The sequence below is a fragment of the Lysinibacillus sp. JNUCC 51 genome (assembly GCF_015999525.1).
Lineage (GTDB): Bacteria > Bacillota > Bacilli > Bacillales_A > Planococcaceae > Lysinibacillus > Lysinibacillus xylanilyticus.
Genome location: NZ_CP065545.1, coordinates 2,866,795 through 2,885,735, shown reverse-complemented (window position 1 = coordinate 2,885,735; position 18,941 = coordinate 2,866,795). Strand labels below are relative to the sequence as shown.

Here is an 18,941-nt window from a genome sequence, read left to right as displayed (position 1 = left end):
TTGCTGAAAGAAGAAAACTTCCTACATACTGTCTCTCGATTATATCTTATTCACCATTTCTTACTTTTGATTAATCGTAATGAATTGAACACAACTAGTAATGTAGCACCCATATCTGCAAAGATGGCAATCCATAATGTTAGCCATCCAGGAATAACAAGTAATAAGGCAACTAATTTTAGGGCTAAGGCAAAAATAATATTCTCTTTAATAATGCGTAATGTTTTCCTACTTAAGCCAATCGTATAAGGAAGCTTCGTTAAATCATCACCCATTAATGCGATATCCGCAGTTTCAAGTGCTGCATCAGTACCAGCACCTCCCATTGCAATACCAACATTAGCTGAGGCAAGTGCAGGTGCATCATTGACACCATCTCCTACCATCGCTACTGCACCAAACTGTGCTCGTAAATCTTTAATAGCCATTAATTTTTCTGCTGGTAATAAACTCGCTCGCACATCTGTCATATTTAAAGAAGTTGCAATTGCCTGTGCTGTTGGCTCTGCATCACCTGTTAGCATAACTTTATGCTTCACTTTTAAACCATTTAATTTATTTAAGACATCTTTACTTTCTTGACGTAATTGATCAGCAATACCAATCATCCCTATAAACTGATCATTACTAACAGCTGCTACAACTGTTTTACCCTGTTGTTGAAGTTTTTTAACCTGTGCTTCTATCATTTCATCAACAGTCGTTAATGTAGCAATCCATTTTAAGCTCCCTACATAGATTTTTTGACCGTCTACTGTTGCATAGGCACCCTTGCCTGTTACGGATTGAAAGTCTGTTGGTATAAGCTCTGTTAAATTTTTCTCATGCAATGACTGTAAAATAGCTTTAGCTAATGGATGTTGTGATTGCTTTTCAACGGCCGCTACTAGCTGTAAAACATAATCCTCAGATATCTCTTGCGATGTAAAAATATCCGTTACAGCAGGTTGACCTTTTGTAAGTGTACCTGTCTTATCAAATGCAATTGCTTCAATATGACCAAGCTGTTCTAAATGAATTCCGCCTTTAATAAGAACACCTTGTCTAGCAGCATTCCCGATTGCCGTAACAATAGCAACTGGAGTAGAAACGACTAATGCACATGGACAACCTACAACAAGGACAGCTAATCCTTGGTAAATCCAATGTTGCCAATCACCTATAAATAAAGGAGGGATAACCGCAACAAGTAAAGCAACAATCATAATTGCAGGCGTGTAGTATTTCGCAAAGCGATCAACAAACTGCTGCGAAGGTGCTTTTTCTGCCTGTGCTTCTTCAACAAGATGAATGATTTTTGCAATTGTTGTGTCCTCTACTCGCTTAGTCACACGGACCTCTAGTGCACCTTCTTCATTTAGAGTGCCTGCAAATACTTCGTCATCGACTGTTTTACTGACCGGAATAGATTCACCTGTAATCGCTGCCTGATTCACTGCTGACAATCCACTAACTACAATTCCGTCCATAGCAATCTTCTGACCAGGTTTAACGATTAAAATATCGCCAATCTCAATCTCTTCCGTTGGTAGCTCCATCTCATGGAAATGTTCGCCATGCGCTCGCTTTATCGTAGCTGTTGGTGGAGCAATATCCATTAGCTGACGAATCGATTGACGCGCCTTATCCATTGAATACGCTTCAAGCGCTTCACTTACAGCGAATAAAAAGACAACAACGGCCGCTTCTTCCCATTCTCCTATAATGGCTGCACCGATTACTGCAATGGTCATCAGCGTCTTCATATCAAATTCAAAGCGTGCTAGATTGCGGAAACCTGTTTTAAAAATGCCAATTCCCCCAACTAGAATCGCGATAATAAACATCCCAATAGTTAGCGGCTCAGTTTCACTACGCATTGCTCCAAACACATATCCAAGGACTACGAATAGCAAGGAGATTCCAGCTAAAATATTTTCTGTTTTTCGATAAAAAGGTGTTGATTTTTCAATTGTTCTTACTGTTGATTGGGATACTTTTATGCCGTCGAAGGCACCTGCTTCTTCTAGTTGATTAACGTCTATACTGCCAATAACCGTTATTTTAGAAGCACCAAAATTCACTTGTGCATCCTGGACCTCTGGAATAGCCTTCACGTTTTTTTCGAACTTTGCTGCACAGCTGGCACAGGATAAATTTTGTAGCCTGTATTCTTGTTTAGTTGGTGTCACCGCCATTTGCAATCCCCTCTTTCACATGTTCGTAGGCAACCGTTACAATTTGATACACATGCTCATCAGCTAAAGAGTAATACATCTGCTTTCCTTTACGATTTGATTTCGCTAAATTATTATCTTTTAAATAGCGTAAATGATGTGATGCTGTTGCAACTGAAGAACCGATAATGGAGGCAACATCGCAAACACATAATTCATCTTTGACCGTTAAGGCATACGCTATTTTGAGTCTTGTTTCATCAGATAATGCCTTTAAAAATTTTGCTACTCCTGATAGATCTGGCATTTGCTGTTGTACCTTAATGACAGCTTCTTCATCAACATGTGTTATCTCACATACTTCTTTTGGCATTTCATCACCTCATTCAAATGTTCGTTTGATTGTTTTTAATATAACATAATATTCCATCATATTCAAATGTATATTTGAATGTAAATGATTAATATCACAAATTTTCGAAAAATATTTATATAAATTGCTAACTCATAAATATAAATGCAAAAAAAGCTATCACTTCAACGTGATAACTTTGGCATGTTGTTTGTGTTATTGAAATTACGGTGACATATTAAACAAAGTGAGATTAATAAGGCATGATAAGAGGTTGATTGAGTGGAGACTGAGCGACTCCTTGGGGATCAGCGAATAGAGGAACGAAGGCTAGAACCATCATGTCTTATGATAACGCCTTCGTTACCAACCTCGTGTAGGCCCAAGCGGCTCATCGTACGCCACTGGAAGCTTTGCTCTGTGCGAAAGCGAAGCGGCAGCAACAAATGTTTTTTCTGTGCGAAAGCGAAGCGGCAGCAACAAGGCGCTCAGCTGGAACGGAAATCAACCCCTGAGAAACCATATTTTCTTAACATAAAATCTTATAGCATCTCTTCCTACTGTGCTTTTAATAACAATGTTTTACCTTTAATATCTTCTTTTCTCACAAACGTTTGATGATAATCTCCATTAGCCCAATCCATTACTTGATCTTGATACCAAGCAGATTTTACATGTCCACTCTGTCCGGGACCAACGATATGATATGCTGAGCTTAAATCACCAACATCTACAACAAAGCGCCATGATGCTCCATGATTAACATTTCCAGCTAAGTCATTATCAGCAGCCTGAACAGTAACCTTTGAACCACCAATAGGAACCTTTTTAGCATTAAAATATGCTGCAAGAATTGGCGAAGCTTTACCCAATGTATGGTCAAAGGTAAGCTGATGGAAGTTACCCCATTTCCATTTCGATACGTTTTTTCCGAATTGATCTTCTATTTGTGCGACAGTGAGCTCTAACGCTTTGTAGACTGTTGCATCTACTCCACCCTGCTCCTCGATCCATATGCTCTTCTTACCTGCATAAGCTGTACGTAAAAGCTGGTCTGTAATATTAAATTTCCCATACATTAATTCATACATATCTTCTGGCATTTGATCCTTAAATAACACTTCCTGTAACTTTTCCATTAATGTATGGAACACTAATGGTGCTCCTGAACCCTTTGCATCTACCATATCCCAATTCTCTAATAGTTTAATAACATCTTTATATTTTCCATCCTGATCTTGTGCTTTTATCGATGTTAATAAATTTGGTAAAAACTCACGAGCATATAGGTTATGCTGATCCATTTGTAAATTCATCATGTCTTCCACTGTTAAAGAATCATTCGCCGCTAAAACTTCCTTAATCCGCTCAAAACGATAAGGCTGTGCCCAAAAATCTGTTATATGATAAGGATATTCTTCCCCAATGATTTCATTATTCGCTGTTGCAATAAAGCCTTCATCGGGGTTTACTACAGTCGGCAGCTCATCCCAAGGAATAAAGCCCTCCCAGCCATAGTCACTAGAATCACCCGGTACCGGTAATTGCCCGTCTCCTTGTTTTCGAATCGGAATTTGCCCATTCGCTTTATAAGCAATCGTGCCATCCTTTGATGCAAAGACAAAGTTTTGAGCTGGTGCCTTAAAATCCTCTAACGCTTTTTCAAACTCATTCCAGGACTTGGCTTTATTAAAGCCTAGTACTGCACGTAGCTCTGCCGTTGGTTGAAGTGCCGTCCATTGCATCGAAAATTGTGCTGTAGGCTCAGTATCTTTAAAAGCTAAATCTGTCATGATTGGGCCGTGACGTGTGACACCGACTTCAAAATCAACCGTTTCGCCGTCCTTCACCTTAATCGGTTCATCACGTACCTCTGCTTGCTCCCACTTGCCGTTATAGCGGAACTGTGTTGGGTCATCTGGATTTGGTATTTCAATATATAAATCCTGTACATCGGGTCCAACATTCGTCACCCCCCATGCAATGTTATCATTGTGGCCTAAAATAATACCTGGAACACCTGCAAAGATAACGCCACTCACATTTTGCTCTGGAGATTGTAGATGCATTTGATACCAAATAGATGGTGTACTTAATCCTAAATGTGGATCATCCGCTAAAATTGGCATACCGTTTTTTGTTTTCTTCCCCGATACAACCCAGTTATTACTGCCGTTAAATTCATTTGGCAAAAGATCTGCATTAAAATGCCCTACCACAGCTACAGGATTTTCTTTATTTGCCTCTATTATAGATGAAGCATTTTCAGGATATTTTATAAATAATTCTTTTGCTTTTTCTTCGTCAAAGTTTTGTAAAGCCCAATGCCGGAAAGCAAGCGTATTCCAATTCCCCCCTAAGTCATAGGCCATATATTTACCAATAGTAAGAGAGTCTACAACGGACCATTCCTCTGGTTCGTAGCCTAGTAATGCAAATTCATAGCTTAATGTATTATTTTTCTTTGCCTGTGCAATAAAAGCATTGACGCCATCTGCAAACCACTCAAGAACCTGCCTACTTTCTGCATCATAGGTAGATAATGATTTTTCAGCTGCATCACGTAAGCTAAACGTTCGGAAATGTTTGTCAGTATCAATAGTTGCCTCACCGATTATTTCCGACAAACGACCACTAGCTTGTCTTCGCGCTAAATCCATTTGGAACAGTCGATCTTGTGCTTGAACATAGCCTTGTGCACGATACAAATCTGCATCTGTCTTAGCAAAAATATGAGGGATTCCCTTGTCATCCCTTGTGACAGTTACATCTTCATCTAACACGCTCAACGAAAGCTCTCCATCAATTACTGGTTTTGATTTATTCATAAACCAGGTAAATCCGATAAATGCAACAAGAGCTACTATGGCTAAAAATCCTGTAATAGCTAGTAGCCACTTTTTCCATGTAAACTTTTTCACATCTCAACCCCCTCTTTGCAATATATTCTTTTACCTTTTAAAGATTCGAAGTTTAATGTTTATTGCTTTGCAGTATAAAAAAAATCGTATTTCCTTTTAGAAAATACGATTTTTTATGGTGTTGAAAAACTATTGTCATATTAAAGAGGCTCTTTGTGAATGTTATAGATAAGGATGGTTTCCATTCCAGGCTAATAGCTTCCCTGCGAACGCACTTCCTCTACCTATGCTTCCATTACATTTCACTTTCGTACAAAATATTTATGTTGCAAAAGTTTCGTTCTATCACTAAAAATTAGACAATCGTGCCAGAAGATAAAAGATATGTGAAGAGGTTGATTGTAGTGGAGGCTGGGCGACTCCTCGGGGATCAGCGTCACAGATGAGACCCTGCAGCGGAGCGGATGTTTTCTGTGCGAAAGCGAAGCGGCAGCAACAAAAGCGGCTCATCGGACGCCCCCAGGAAGCTCTGCTCTGCGCGAAAGCGAAGCGACAGCACAAAGCGCCCAGCCGGAACGGAAATCAACCCCTCGTTTTGCCGAGGAGCCATACTTTAATTGATCATTTTATTGTTCATAAATCTTAGTTATTAAGCTGTAATTCAATTGGACAATGATCACTGCCCATAATTTGTGAATGAATACTTGCGACATTAATTTTGTTCTTTAGTCTTTCTGAAACAATAAAGTAGTCAATACGCCATCCTATATTACGCTCGCGAACTTTATTCATATAAGACCACCATGTATAGTGATCTGTTGTATTTGGATACATGTAGCGGAATGAATCTACAAAACCACTTGCCAATAGCTCCGTCATTTTTTCACGTTCTTCATATGTAAAACCTGAATTACCAACATTAGACTTCGCATTTTTTAAATCAATTTCCATATGGGCAACGTTTAAATCACCACAGTAAACTATAGGTTTTTTGGAATCTAGCTCTTTTAAATATAGCGCTAATCGATCTTCCCATTCTAAACGAACAGGTAGTCTAGCTAAATCACGCTGTGAATTTGGGGTATAAACATTCACTAAGTAAAAATCTTCATACTCTAGTGTAATAATTCTCCCCTCTTCCTGCGATTCATCGTCACCAACCCCATAACGTACTGCAAGTGGAGTATGTTTTGTAAAGATGGCTGTACCTGAATAACCTTTCTTTTGTGCATAGTTCCAATATTGCTCATATCCCTCAAGAGAAATCTCTACTTGTTTAGCCTGGCACTTTGTTTCTTGAATACAGAAAAAATCCGCATCTACATGATTGAAGAAATCTAAAAACCCTTTGCCTAAGCAGGCTCGAATTCCATTAACATTCCATGATATAAACTTCATTTTTTTCCACTCCTCAAAAAAACGCCCTCCACCATTAGTGAAGGGCGTAGTATCCTATAAGTCGTCACCAACGATTTTTACTTCTGTTTCTAAATCGATGCCAAACTTTTCTTTAACTACTCGTTGTACCATTTGTATTGTTGCAATATAGTCAGTAGCCGTTGCATTACCTTTATTAACAATAAAGCCTGCATGCTTCGTTGATACCTCTGCATCACCTACGCCTTTTCCTTGTAAGCCACTATCTTGAATAAGCTTGCCAGCATAGTGACCTGGTGGGCGCTTAAAAACACTCCCTGCAGATGGGTATTCTAACGGCTGCTTAGATTCTCGTTGAAACGTTAAATCAGCAATTTTTGCATCAATTTCTTCCTGTACACCTTTTGTTAATTGAAATTCAGACGATAATACATAATACCCCTTCTTGGCAATGATACTTTGACGATAACTAAGTTCAAGCTCATCTTTCGATAATATTAAAATTTCGCCTTCTTTTGTTAATACTTTCGAAGAAATAATAATATCCTTAATTTCACCGCCATATGCACCTGCATTCATTGCCATAGCTCCACCAACTGAGCCAGGGATACCACATGCAAATTCAAAACCTGTTAAAGATGCTGCTGCGGCTAGTTTCGATACATCCTTAATAAGTGCACCGCTTTGCGCGTAAACATGGTCACCATTAATGTGAATCTCATCTAAAAATGAAAATGTAACAACGATCCCTCGAAGTCCGCCATCACGAACGACCATATTAGATCCATTACCTAACATTAATAAAGGTATATTATTTTTATGGGCATAGCGAATAACCGTTGCTGCCTCTTCCTCTGTTTCAACGAGAACGAAAACATCCGCTTTACCGCCTAATTTTGTCATAGTATATTGCTGTAATGATTCATCTAACTTAATATTGGCTGGATTAACGCTCTGTGCTAAATCCGCAGCCCATTGTTCTTTTGTCATGAGAGCTAATTCCTTTCTAACGTCCTTCTTACTCTACACTAGTATGGATTTAGAACCCTAATTTGACAAGTAAAATGAAGGTTATTTTTTATCTCGCCTTAACGGGTAGCGAGAGTCCCTGCAGAGATGATGAATATGATAAAGAAAATTCATGGTCATTAGTATTACATATGTTCAAGGTTTATCTATCCATCAGAAATTTGAGCTTTATTATTTTAAAGCCAGCTCGTTGCCCATGATTCAATATTGCGGATTGCTCCTTCTAATGCCCAGCCTTTATCCGTCAAAGAATACTCAACACGCACTGGTACCTCAGAATATACTTTTCGTTCAACAAGCCCTTCTTTTTCTAGCTCCTTTAAACGTTCAGATAATAAACGACCACTTACAGGTAATGAAGATTCTATCTCATTGAAACGCTGTGGTCCGTCTAATAATTGATATAAAATTAGCCCTGTCCAGCGTTTTCCAATTAAATCCATTGCTTTAGCTAAACGAGGACATAAATTTGACTCATTCATTATTTTCACCTCTTATGTACTCTATTGTAACGATTATTTTTAAAAAAGTAAATTTGAAGTAACTTATTTACTTACGGTAATCTATTTACCGTTTTTTATTTAATTACTAAATGTAACTTAAGGGTGTTTTATCATTTTCAAGGTAACTACTACCTTATCTAACTATGAAGACTAATGATGGCATAGAAATTAGCCATGACCTTCCAATTAGAGGAGAGTCATGGTCGTCTAATATTTGCATTGAAAATAGCTTACTTCTATATAGATGCACATGATTTCATTATTATGACACCTTCCATTGTTTATCTCCTTTGAAATGCAAAGATTACATACAGTTATGTATCAGGAATTATTAGCTTTTTACATTATTACCCAGTTTGATATCAAGAATTGGACAGACATTGTTGAGATGAAACCCTGGAGCGCGGAAGTTCAAAGTAGCGATCGTCTAGAATTAAAAATGAATGGTCGTGTTTATGGACAGCTTGCAGATGGTGACTATGGCTTATTAACATTTCAAGGAACACGTTATCATACATTTGAGCGACACAAAAAGGAGAGCAGCGTTAAACAACGCACTCTCCTTTTAACATTTCTTTATTACTTAATTAAATATTTACCAAAGCCGCCTTCTGTATCTCCTAAATATTCGATATTGCTACCGGCAGGAATGACTTTTTGTGCATCCTTAGCAGAGTTGTAAATAATTTTTGTATTTGCTGGGAATGGTGCAAATGACCAGTTGTTATCCGCAGCAGGATTAATTGTTTTGTTTTCCATAATGTAATCAATTACAGCTTGACGATTTTCATAAGCATAGTTTGTTATGTTAGAACCATCTGTATTTTTAAATGTGGCACCATAAGAACCACCCACGCGGTAATTGTTCGTGATAATGATAAATTCTTGCTTCAAATCAATTGGTTTACCGTTGTATTGCACGTTTTTAATACGATTTGCTTTTCCGTTTACTAGAATACCTCGACTATCATATTTCGCTGGTGATGTTACGTCGATTTGATATGTCAAGCCATCTAATACGTCAAAATTGTAAGAACGTGCCTCTGGGTCAATAATATTTTGCTCTTCAGTTTTATTTGGATCAACTGTTGCAAAAATACCAGCAGCCATTTCTAACCATTCAATTGCTTGTGCACCTGTTACTTTAATCGTAGCGACAGTATTATCGTAATAATAGATGTCTGCCATGTTTTTAATTGCAAGCGGACCTACAGGAATGTTTGTGTAATCTGTAGGGTTATTACGAGAGCCTGCCTTGAAAGGAGCACCAGCAGAAAGTATTGGTGTTTTTTCATCAGCAGTACCTTTTAATTCTTTTTCAATAAACCATTTTTGAGCTTGTGTCACAATTTGAATAGAAGGATCATCTTGAACCATCGAGAAGTAGCTATGGATTGGTGCAGTTGTCTCACCAACGGGCTGACGTATATACTTTAACGTACCTTCATGCGCTTCTTTAATTACATTTAAAACTGTTTTAGATGGTTGTAAGCCTTCTTGTTTGATAGAACGGATAGAACCTTTTCCATCCACAACAACCCATTTAGAGCCTTGTTGTTCTAGTTTTAAATCAATAACTCCAAGATAGCTACCATAGCTTCCTGCCATTACTGTAGGTACTCCGTTAATTGTCCCTTTTTCTTGATCAACATTTTTAAGATTTTTATAGTCACCTGGGAATGTTAAATGAGAGTGACCTGTAATTAAAGCGTCTACCCCTTTAATCTCAGAGATTTGGTATCCTACGTTCTCGTTGCCTTTTACGTAAGTATCCTCACCAATACCTGAGTGTGAAAGTACTACAATTACGTCTGCACCTGCTTTTTGCATTTCTGGTACAACCGCTTTAACCGCTTCAACTGGTTCTTGCATTTCTACTTTGCCTGCTAAATGAATAGCATCCCATTCAACAATTTTCGTTGGTACGATACCTGTAACGCCAACTTTAATTGTGTGCTTTTTACCTGTATTGTCTACAACCTCTTTATTAAGAATTACATAAGGTGTATACATGTGTTTTTTTGTTTTAGCGTCGTATGTGTTTGCATTTACGACTGGATATTTTGCATCATTTAATACTTCATCTAAAAACTTTAAACCATAGTTGAACTCATGGTTCCCTAAAGTTCCACCATCATATTTCAGTGCATTTAGTGCTGCAATAGCTGGATGAACTTCACCTGGTTTTAAAACGTTCTCTAACGCTTTATATGATCCTAGTGGCGTTCCTTGAATTAAATCGCCATTATCAAATAATAATGTGTTTGGATTTTTAGAACGGGCTTGTTCAATTAATGTGGCTGTGTTTGCTAAACCTACATCAGCTGATTCTTTATCTAAGAAATAATTATAATTTGCAAGGTTTGTATGAATATCTGTTGTTCCTAAAATTTGAAGATCTACTTTAGATGTAGATGTAGGTAATTTGTATTCGGCTACAAAGCGTTCAATAATACTTTGCATTTGCTTAGTTGTTACATAGTCACGAGGACGAATCGTGTTATCCGCAAAGCCTTGTAATATGTTTGCAGCAACGGCATTTGCTAAATCTTGCTTATGTGTTGTTGCAATTTGATCTGCATCTTTAAACTTATCTAATACAGAAAGTGGAGCGTTTTCTTTGACTAATCCACGAGCAGAAATAACAAATGCTTGTTGACGTGTCAATTTATCGTTTGGACCAAATAATGTCGACGTTTTACCATTAATAAGCTTCAATTCTACTGCTTTTTCTACATACGGGGCTAAATCCTTAGAGACGTCAGTGAAGGCAATTTTGGAACCATCACCTAGGTCTACATTTAAGCTTTCTACTAATTCTTTCACATAATCCCCACGTGTTACATCGTTTGATGCAGCATTTGCGGACAGTCCAAATGGTAAGACTGTGAATAGAACAAGTAACATCGCTAAGAATTTAGTAATTAATTTCTTATTCATGAAACACCCTCCTTATAAATCTAATATTTTCCTACGATTTCTATTATATTATACTAATTGCTTTATTAACTGAACAAATAGTCCTAATTGTATGTACTTTTAACCAAATAGCAAAACACTTTACTCAATAAAGATAGATTAATATCATTTCATAATTATTTCACACAATATGATGTTATTAAATGTAAATCAAAAATATGCGCATTATACCAGTATTTTTGGCCTCTTCCCCATTACCATACCTCTATGAAAGAAATAAAAAAAGTCCTCTCAAATCAGAGAGAACTTTTATTAAAAAAAAATTTATTATGCGTTTACAGTTTGTAAAGATTGAGCTACTTTTTTAACCGCTTCTAGGCCATTTGCAATAATTTCTTGTGCTTTATCTTGAGACGCGTTATGACCTTCAATGATAACCTCTTCGATAATTTCCATACCGAACATGCCAACAACATTTTTGATGTAGTTAACTGACATTTCCATTGGTCGTGCTTCAGGTGAAGAATAGTAACCACCACGAGCATTTAAAATCACAACTTTTTTGTCACCCATTAAGCCTTCTAATTGACCGTTTTCATTATATTTAAATGTATAACCAGCTTGGAATACATAGTCAATGAAAGTTTGTAATTTCGCTGGGATTGTTAAGTTCCAAAGTGGGAAAGCAAATACAACAACATTAGCTGCAGTTAAAGCGTCCATAGCTTTTTGTTTTGCTGCTAAAAGACGTGATTCAGCGTCAGTTAACGCTTCACCATTTTGAACTTTACCAAAAGCATTGAAAAGATCTTGACCGAAATAAGGCATGTCTTCTGCGAATACGTCAAAAGTTGTTACATCTACACCTTGTACATTTTCCATAAATGTGTCATACATTTTTGTTGAAATACCATCTGGACGGTTGTTAGCTTTTACTACTAATACATTCATTGTATAAATTCTCCCTTAATATCTAAGTTTAATATCTCGAATTCAAGATATATAAGTATATTAAAAAAATTTGCGAAAAAAGTCAACGCTAGTAGACTCAGACTTTTGACCGAGATATAGTTTTGATTCAAAATATTTACACCAAAACATAAGGTTGATTTCCATTCCGACTAGGCACTTTGTGCTGTCGCTTCGCTTTCGCACAGAATAAAACATTTGTTGCTGTCGCTAATCCCAGAGGAGTCGCCCAGCCTCCATTCCAATCAACTTTGCCACATGATATGCGTTTAACAAAGGTCCATCCCCTTTTGTTAATGAGCTATTAAAGCATATGTATTAGGTTGCTTGGATTGTGAAATGAACTTACCAGAGCTTCTTCGTGTTTCAAGAGTATTCTGTAAGGGAACCCAACCTTTTCGAGGTCCTTATCCGAATGTTGTAATAGTCAGATCGGCTTCCTGCCCAAAGTGATTAGGTTCCATTATCTCTTGGTCATTCTCTAACAGAATTAAAATTTACAGCTATCGTCAGTACAAACTCCACCATTTTCAGAGCCTGCCATCTTTAATCCTGGTTGTAAGCCTTCTTCCTCTGCAACTTTACGCAAAGTTTCTTCAAATACTTCTTGAGGTTGTGCCCCAGAAATACCGTACTTACGATTTAGCACAAAAAACGGAACCCCTCGTACACCAAGCTGTAATCCTTCCTGAATATCAGTCTCTACTTCTTTTTTAAAATCATCAATAGAAAGAACCTTTACAACTTCTTCACGATTCAGACCTACTTGCTCAGCAATATCGATTAATACATCGTCCTGACCAAGACGCTTAGCTTCAATAAAATAACTGTGTAATAGTGCTTCAACAAGCGCTGAAACATCCCCTTGCTGTTCTGCCCATTTTACTAGACGATGCGCTTTTAATGTATTTTCCTCCATTAAATTATCAAAGTTATAATCTAAACCAACTTCTTTAGCACGCGCAGCAACACCTTGCGTCATTTCTTTTGCTTTTTCTAATGACATTCCATACTTCTTCGCCAATGCTTCATATGTAGATACATTTGTATCCACAGGTGTTGTTGGGTCAAGTTGATAGCTTTTATAAACTAACTCTACCTGCCCTGCAAGACCCGTATCCTGAATCGCCTGCTCTAGTTGCTTTTTACCAATATAACAAAATGGACATACATAATCTGACCAGATTTCAATTTTCATAGGTAGTCACGCTCCTTTTGCTACATTGTAGCGATAGTAATTACAGTAAGGCAATTTTTATGCTTCATTGCATAAATTTTCAAATCAATCTACATACTGAAAGTAAAAACAATGTGAGGGTTATGTATGACACAATCTCTTTGGCTCGGTACAATCGATCCCGTTTCTCTGCCATCTCTTCCTGCGTCAACAACTTGTGATGTATGTATAATCGGTGGAGGCTTGACGGGGTTATATACAGCATATGTATTAGCAAAATCAGGTGTAGATGTGGTCTTACTTGAGGCAAATTCCCATATCGGTCATGGTACGACTGGTAATTCAACAGGAAAATTAACTGCACAGCATAGCATAGTTTATGCCAACCTTATTGAAAAACTTTCTGTAGATGAGGCACGACTCTATTATCAGCTTAATCAAATAGCAGTTGAAAAAGCATTACAGTTACTCCCTAAAGCAAGCATTCAACAAGTAGATTCCTTGCTTTATTGCCAAACAAAAGAAGGCTATGCCCAATTATTAAAAGAATGGAATGCCTATAAAGTATTAAATATTAAGGCGAAAATCACTTCTGATACAGAGCTTCCCTTCCCAGTCACAAAAGCACTGAGCATGTCTCAGCAGGCTCAAATACATCCTGTAGAAGTTTGTAATTTCCTTGCAAAAGAAGCATTATCAATGGGTGCAAAAATCTACACAAATACCCGGGTTAAGCAATTAAACCTACCACAAAATAACTTACATACCGCAAATGATATGTCGGTTCGATACAACAAACTTATTTTGTGCACACATTATCCAATCGAAGCCTTTAGAGGACTTCAGCTTTTTAAACTTTCTAACAGTCGCTCCTATATGGTTGCTAGCAAAATTACCGATACACTACAAGGTCAATATTTATGCGTAGATACTCCTACTCGCTCTATTCGGACGGCTACCATTAACGGCGAGCACTATTTAGTATTAGGTGGAGCTAATCATATTGCAGGTGAAACAACTAATACGGAGCCCTATTATGATGCTATTCAAAATGAAATGAAAGCGTATTTCGATCAGGAGCCAATCTATCGCTGGTCAGCGCAGGACATTGAAACACCAGATATGATCCCTTATGTTGGCAGGATTACACCGTCCTTGCATAATGTTTTCATTGCAACTGGCTATCGAAAATGGGGGATTTCCAATTCTTTTGTAGCGGGAGATATACTATCATCCCTAATTACAGGGGCAGGGAATGAAGATGGTGCAATTCCTCTTTATTCGCCAGCGCGTACGAAATCATTTGGAGATCAGTTTATGCAGATGCTAAAGGTAGGAGGCTTTGTAGCTAAAGAGTTCGTGGCAGGTTATGTGAAACATGCAAATACACCAACTTGTACGCATTTAGGCTGCAAAACAAAATGGAATGAAGCCGATGGAACTTGGGATTGCCCTTGCCATGGCTCTCGCTATAATGCCAAAGGGGAAGTTCTTGAAGGTCCTGCTGTACATCCTTTAAAACTAGATTGAAAAAAGAGGTTGCCTTTTTCAGGACAACCTCTTTTTCATTATTTTAATGCATCAGTTAATACTGGAACGATTTGTTTTTTACGAGATACTACACCCGGTAAAATAACACGATTATTCACAAGCTCTGCGCCAAATCCTTTAGCTGCAGCCTCTGCTACTTGTCCAATCGCAACGGCTGTTGAATCGTTGTTTAAAATATCTGTTACAACAAAGAAGAATAGATCTAAGCCATTTTCCGCTACATTTTTATTTAATAAAATTTCTAATTCCTCTTGGCGGCCAAGCACATCGTTAATATCGACAGCGTTTACTTGAGCTACTACAGATTTATATTCACCAAATTGGAATTCTTTTGCATCTAATGATAAAAGATCTTCTAATGATTTATCTGAAAGGTCAGCACCTGCTTTTAGCATTGCTAATCCGTATTCTGCGGCATCCACACCTGCAATTTTCGCTAGCTCCTCGCCAGCTTTTACATCTTGCTCTGTGCAAGTTGGAGATTTGAATAATAATGTATCAGAAACAATGGCAGAAAGCATTAATCCAGCAATGTTTGCAGGAATTGCTACGCCATGCTCTTTAAAGATCTTGTTTAAAATCGTTGCAGTACAGCCAACAGGTTCTGCACGATAGTATAGTGGATCAGCCGTTTGGAAGTTTGCAATACGGTGATGATCAATTACCTCTGTAATTTGTACTTCTCCAATGCCATCAGCAGATTGCTGGAACTCATTGTGGTCTACAAGAATTACTTTTTCGGCTTCTCCAACTACTGATGAAATTAATCGAGGTGCCTCAAAGCCAAATTTATCTAAAGCAAATTGTGTTTCGTTATTTACTTCTCCAAGGCGTACCGATTCAGCATCAACGCCAATTTGTTGTTTTAAATATGCATATACAATTGCAGATGTAATTGTGTCTGTATCGGGATTTTTATGACCAAAAACTAAAACTTTACTCATTAAATTTATTCCTCCTAAATGGCAATAACATTTATATTATATTTTATCATACCTTACGTGCAAACATGATATAAAGTGAAAGTTTATCTATAAAGGATCTACTACCAATACACAACTAAGATCTACTATTCTAAAATAACTGATCTTTATGTATTTCTTAATCCCTACCTTGAACTACTCCCACTTTCGTTTCGCTGAGAATAAGTTAATTGGAGTGGAGTCTGGGCGACTCCTTGAGGATCAGCATCACAGATGAGACCATGCAGCGCAGCGAATAGAGGAACGAAGGCTAAAAGCATCTCGTCCTGTGATAACACCTTGACCAACATCCTGTTGTTGCTGTCGCTTCGCTTTCGCTACCAGAACATTTGCCGAAAGAAGTTAAATTTAATATATTTATCCGTCAATAATATCCTATTTATAACATTTAATATTAATTATACATATTTTATAAAAAAATATTAACTATAAGTAGATATATAGTTGTGTTTTTATATTTAAGGAACCGTAATTTTATGCTATTATCAGGTAGTCTATATATATATTAGGATATACAGGAAATGGGGATCATGATGACAAAGAAGATGGAAAAAAAGTATATTCCTTTAGCAAATTATTTTGATGTAGCTTTACAACAAGAAATTACTTTATCATTTAGCGAACTCGAAAATATTATGGGACAAGCCTTGCCAAATGCAGCTTACTTGAATAGGAGCTGGTGGAAAAAAACAAAGCCCCCTCTCTCTCACTATTTGTCATGGACTAATGCAGGCTACTATGTCATTGATGTTAAGCTCGGTACCAGTGTAACTTTCTCACGCACACAAATAAAAACTACGAGCAATATTTCTAAAAATGACGAAAACCAATCAGCATACATAATTCGAGCAATTGAAGCATCAGATGCTAGATCATTTATTCATTTGCAAGAAGATATGTTCCAACAAACTGACTTCATGTACAACATGAAAAATGAATTAGACCTCACAGTTCAACAGCTTCGTAAAGATTTAGTCTATTGGAAACAATTAAAAAACCGTACAATTTTACTTTGTATATTAAATGGCAATTTTGCTGGTTATGCCGTTATTCATGGATATAAACATTCTAAAGCTAAGCATGTTGCATCAGTCCGCCTGGCTGTTAAGGCAGAGCATCAACGACAAGGTATTGGTTTAGAGCTTATGAAGGCGGTTGAACGTTGGTCTAAACAGCGGGATATTACGCGCTTAGAAGTATCTGTTATGGAGCATAATGAAAGTGCTTTAAATTTGTTTAAAAAAATTGGTTTTCAGCAAGAAGGTATCCGACAAAACGCTATTAAATTAAATGATACCTATATTAATGAACATAGCTTAAGTAAAATTTTATAAACTTCTTTTTCAAGGATGTCTAAAACTTATTTGGGCATCTTTTTTATGTGTTGCATTGTAAAAAACGCATAGATCAGTAATTTACGTTTTCTACGCGTTGTAACATTTTTAGAAAACTTGCTTTTCTCTTGCTGCATCTAAAAATAATAAATTATTTTCTAATTGCTCATATGATTGCTGATATTTCTCATATCGCTCTTTATCCTGACTGACCATTTCTTCAATTAGCGCATGTAAAAACGAAAACAATACTGGAATAACGTCCAATGAAGATTGCTTTTTCAGACCAAGTGTAAATAACGCACCTGCATATTCCCGAATAGAAGACAACGCCGAACCAGTAATAGCAATAATTTTAGCCTTTTTCTTTTTGGCAATTTCTACAATCGTTTGAATGTCGTTTGAATGCTTGTCCCAAGAAAAAACTATTAATGTCGTCTGCTCCCCCATATTGTTAATTTGTTGAACAATATCGTCGGATTCTGAGCGAAGCTGTTTAACATTTGGACGCAAAGTTTTCATTGTAGACGATAACCAATTTGCAATGGATGCAGCTTGACGAGTACCCAAAATATATACGTTCTCCGCTTCATGCATCCATTTCGAGCTTTTTTGAAGCATATTATCGTTAATCAAATGAATCGTATCTTGAATATTTTTAATATCACGTTGCATCACCTTACCGAAACTTGGTATATTCCGCTTATTCGAAGAATATGTAGGTTGAATACTCGCACCTTCATTTTGAGTCATTAAATAGCTTCTAACCTTGTCTTGAAGATCTACATAGCCCGATAAATCCATCGCATAACAAAAACGAATAACTGTCGATTCACTAACATTAGCCTGTCTACCAACTTCGGCAGCTCCGTTACCAATTATAACTGTAGGGTTATTCATAACAAATTGTGCAACTTTACGCTGCCCCTTCGACAACCTAACAAATCTTCTTTCTATTTCTTCATTAATGCTCATTTCTAACAACCTTTCTTTCAATGAAATTATCAAGAATGGAGATTGTTTCCTACTGACTCTAAATTCAAATCTATTATGCCTCGGCATAATTGTATCTGCCGCTTTGCTTTCGCTGCAGATAAACTGTGTCCGGAATCGGCTTTGTGCTTATGCCCGCATATGTTTTTTGTGCGAAAGCGCAGTGCTAACATAACGGCAGAAAAGGGTTTTGTCTGTGCGAAAGCGCAGCGACAGCAACAAATGTTTTCTGTGCGAAAGCGCAGCGACAGCAACAAATGTTTTCTGTGCGAAAGCGTAGCGACAGCAACAAATGTTTTCTGTGCGAAAGCGTAGCGACAGCAACAACATGATGGCCGAAACGGTGTAGGTCATTTTTTGGTAATGCCACAAGACGTGGCGCTCTTAGACTGAGTTCCTCTATTTCAACGGATGTTTCTGTACCTGTCGCTCCGCTTTTGGTACCAAATACATCTGTTGAGTTGAAAGAAGCTAAAAATACAGTATCATGATTACAATCTGAATACAATGACTTTTCTGAAAAATCTTCAATGCTTTAACTTGCTAATATGATGGTTCGCGATAAAAAAACATTCGTTACGCTTCAGGTTCTTATCTGTGACGTTAATCTCCAAGGAGTCCCCAGTCTCCACTCCAATCAATTTATCCACATGATATACGTCTTAACAAAATGCATCCCTATTTTCAGAGATAAACCTTATTGATTGTGATTTTAACAGATTTTTAAAAATATTTGT

General features: G+C 37.3%; 14 protein-coding genes. 3 read left to right on the top strand and 11 right to left on the bottom strand.

Features of this window, described 5'->3' with window-relative positions; translation table 11 throughout:
* Positions 1-50 precede the first annotated feature (50 nt).
* From JNUCC51_RS13935 to JNUCC51_RS13910, 6 genes are all read right to left on the bottom strand, one after another.
* Entirely contained in the window at positions 51-2,177 is a 2,127-nt protein-coding gene (locus JNUCC51_RS13935; RefSeq protein ID WP_337988570.1) for a heavy metal translocating P-type ATPase, read from the bottom strand.
* Complete coding sequence (locus tag JNUCC51_RS13930; protein ID WP_337988569.1) at positions 2,158-2,529, bottom strand: ArsR/SmtB family transcription factor; 372 nt, start codon at positions 2,527-2,529, stop codon at positions 2,158-2,160. Before JNUCC51_RS13930 ends, JNUCC51_RS13935 begins: the two co-directional genes overlap by 20 nt.
* A 536-nt stretch (positions 2,530-3,065) precedes the next feature.
* Positions 3,066-5,429, bottom strand: coding sequence for a penicillin acylase family protein (locus JNUCC51_RS13925; protein ID WP_337988568.1), 2,364 nt, complete (start codon positions 5,427-5,429; stop codon positions 3,066-3,068).
* A 582-nt stretch (positions 5,430-6,011) separates the two neighbouring features.
* Positions 6,012-6,767 carry an exodeoxyribonuclease III gene (locus JNUCC51_RS13920; RefSeq protein WP_337988567.1) on the bottom strand — a complete coding sequence of 252 codons (756 nt, stop codon included), beginning with the start codon at positions 6,765-6,767 and terminating at the stop codon, positions 6,012-6,014.
* A 54-nt stretch (positions 6,768-6,821) separates the two neighbouring features.
* Complete coding sequence (gene murB / locus JNUCC51_RS13915; RefSeq protein ID WP_337988566.1) at positions 6,822-7,736, bottom strand: UDP-N-acetylmuramate dehydrogenase; 915 nt, start codon at positions 7,734-7,736, stop codon at positions 6,822-6,824.
* A 215-nt stretch (positions 7,737-7,951) separates the two neighbouring features.
* Positions 7,952-8,257 carry a winged helix-turn-helix transcriptional regulator gene (locus tag JNUCC51_RS13910; protein ID WP_049663360.1) on the bottom strand — a complete coding sequence of 102 codons (306 nt, stop codon included), beginning with the start codon at positions 8,255-8,257 and terminating at the stop codon, positions 7,952-7,954.
* A gap of 316 nt (positions 8,258-8,573) precedes the next feature.
* On the opposite strand from JNUCC51_RS13910, the gene JNUCC51_RS24825 reads away from it, so the two are divergent.
* Positions 8,574-8,960 (top strand): DUF2500 family protein, encoded by a 387-nt coding sequence (locus JNUCC51_RS24825; protein WP_443137001.1) that lies wholly within the window; start codon positions 8,574-8,576, stop codon positions 8,958-8,960.
* Here JNUCC51_RS24825 and JNUCC51_RS13905 read toward each other — a convergent pair.
* From JNUCC51_RS13905 to JNUCC51_RS13895, 3 genes are all read right to left on the bottom strand, one after another.
* Positions 8,858-11,218 (bottom strand): bifunctional 2',3'-cyclic-nucleotide 2'-phosphodiesterase/3'-nucleotidase, encoded by a 2,361-nt coding sequence (locus tag JNUCC51_RS13905; protein WP_337988565.1) that lies wholly within the window; start codon positions 11,216-11,218, stop codon positions 8,858-8,860. The two genes, JNUCC51_RS24825 and JNUCC51_RS13905, sit on opposite strands and share 103 nt — an antisense overlap.
* A gap of 306 nt (positions 11,219-11,524) precedes the next feature.
* Positions 11,525-12,148, bottom strand: a complete 624-nt coding sequence (locus JNUCC51_RS13900; RefSeq protein WP_337988564.1) for an FMN-dependent NADH-azoreductase — start codon at positions 12,146-12,148, stop codon at positions 11,525-11,527.
* Positions 12,149-12,656: 508 nt separating this feature from the next.
* Positions 12,657-13,364 carry a DsbA family oxidoreductase gene (locus tag JNUCC51_RS13895; protein ID WP_337988563.1) on the bottom strand — a complete coding sequence of 236 codons (708 nt, stop codon included), beginning with the start codon at positions 13,362-13,364 and terminating at the stop codon, positions 12,657-12,659.
* A gap of 126 nt (positions 13,365-13,490) precedes the next feature.
* Between JNUCC51_RS13895 and JNUCC51_RS13890 the strand changes: the two genes are divergently transcribed.
* Positions 13,491-14,873: an FAD-dependent oxidoreductase gene (locus tag JNUCC51_RS13890; protein WP_337988562.1), complete on the top strand. Its 1,383-nt coding sequence runs from the start codon at positions 13,491-13,493 to the stop codon at positions 14,871-14,873.
* A 38-nt stretch (positions 14,874-14,911) separates the two neighbouring features.
* Here JNUCC51_RS13890 and JNUCC51_RS13885 read toward each other — a convergent pair whose 3' ends face one another.
* Positions 14,912-15,838, bottom strand: a complete 927-nt coding sequence (locus tag JNUCC51_RS13885) for a manganese-dependent inorganic pyrophosphatase (protein ID WP_337988561.1) — start codon at positions 15,836-15,838, stop codon at positions 14,912-14,914.
* 584 nt (positions 15,839-16,422) lie between these two features.
* Here JNUCC51_RS13885 and JNUCC51_RS13880 point away from each other — a divergent pair.
* Positions 16,423-17,211, top strand: a complete 789-nt coding sequence (locus tag JNUCC51_RS13880) for a GNAT family N-acetyltransferase (protein WP_337988560.1) — start codon at positions 16,423-16,425, stop codon at positions 17,209-17,211.
* 108 nt (positions 17,212-17,319) lie between these two features.
* Here JNUCC51_RS13880 and JNUCC51_RS13875 read toward each other — a convergent pair whose 3' ends face one another.
* The gene (locus JNUCC51_RS13875) at positions 17,320-18,186 is read right to left on the bottom strand and encodes a MurR/RpiR family transcriptional regulator (protein WP_337988559.1); all 867 of its coding nucleotides are present in this window, start codon (positions 18,184-18,186) and stop codon (positions 17,320-17,322) included.
* Positions 18,187-18,941: the final 755 nt, after the last annotated feature.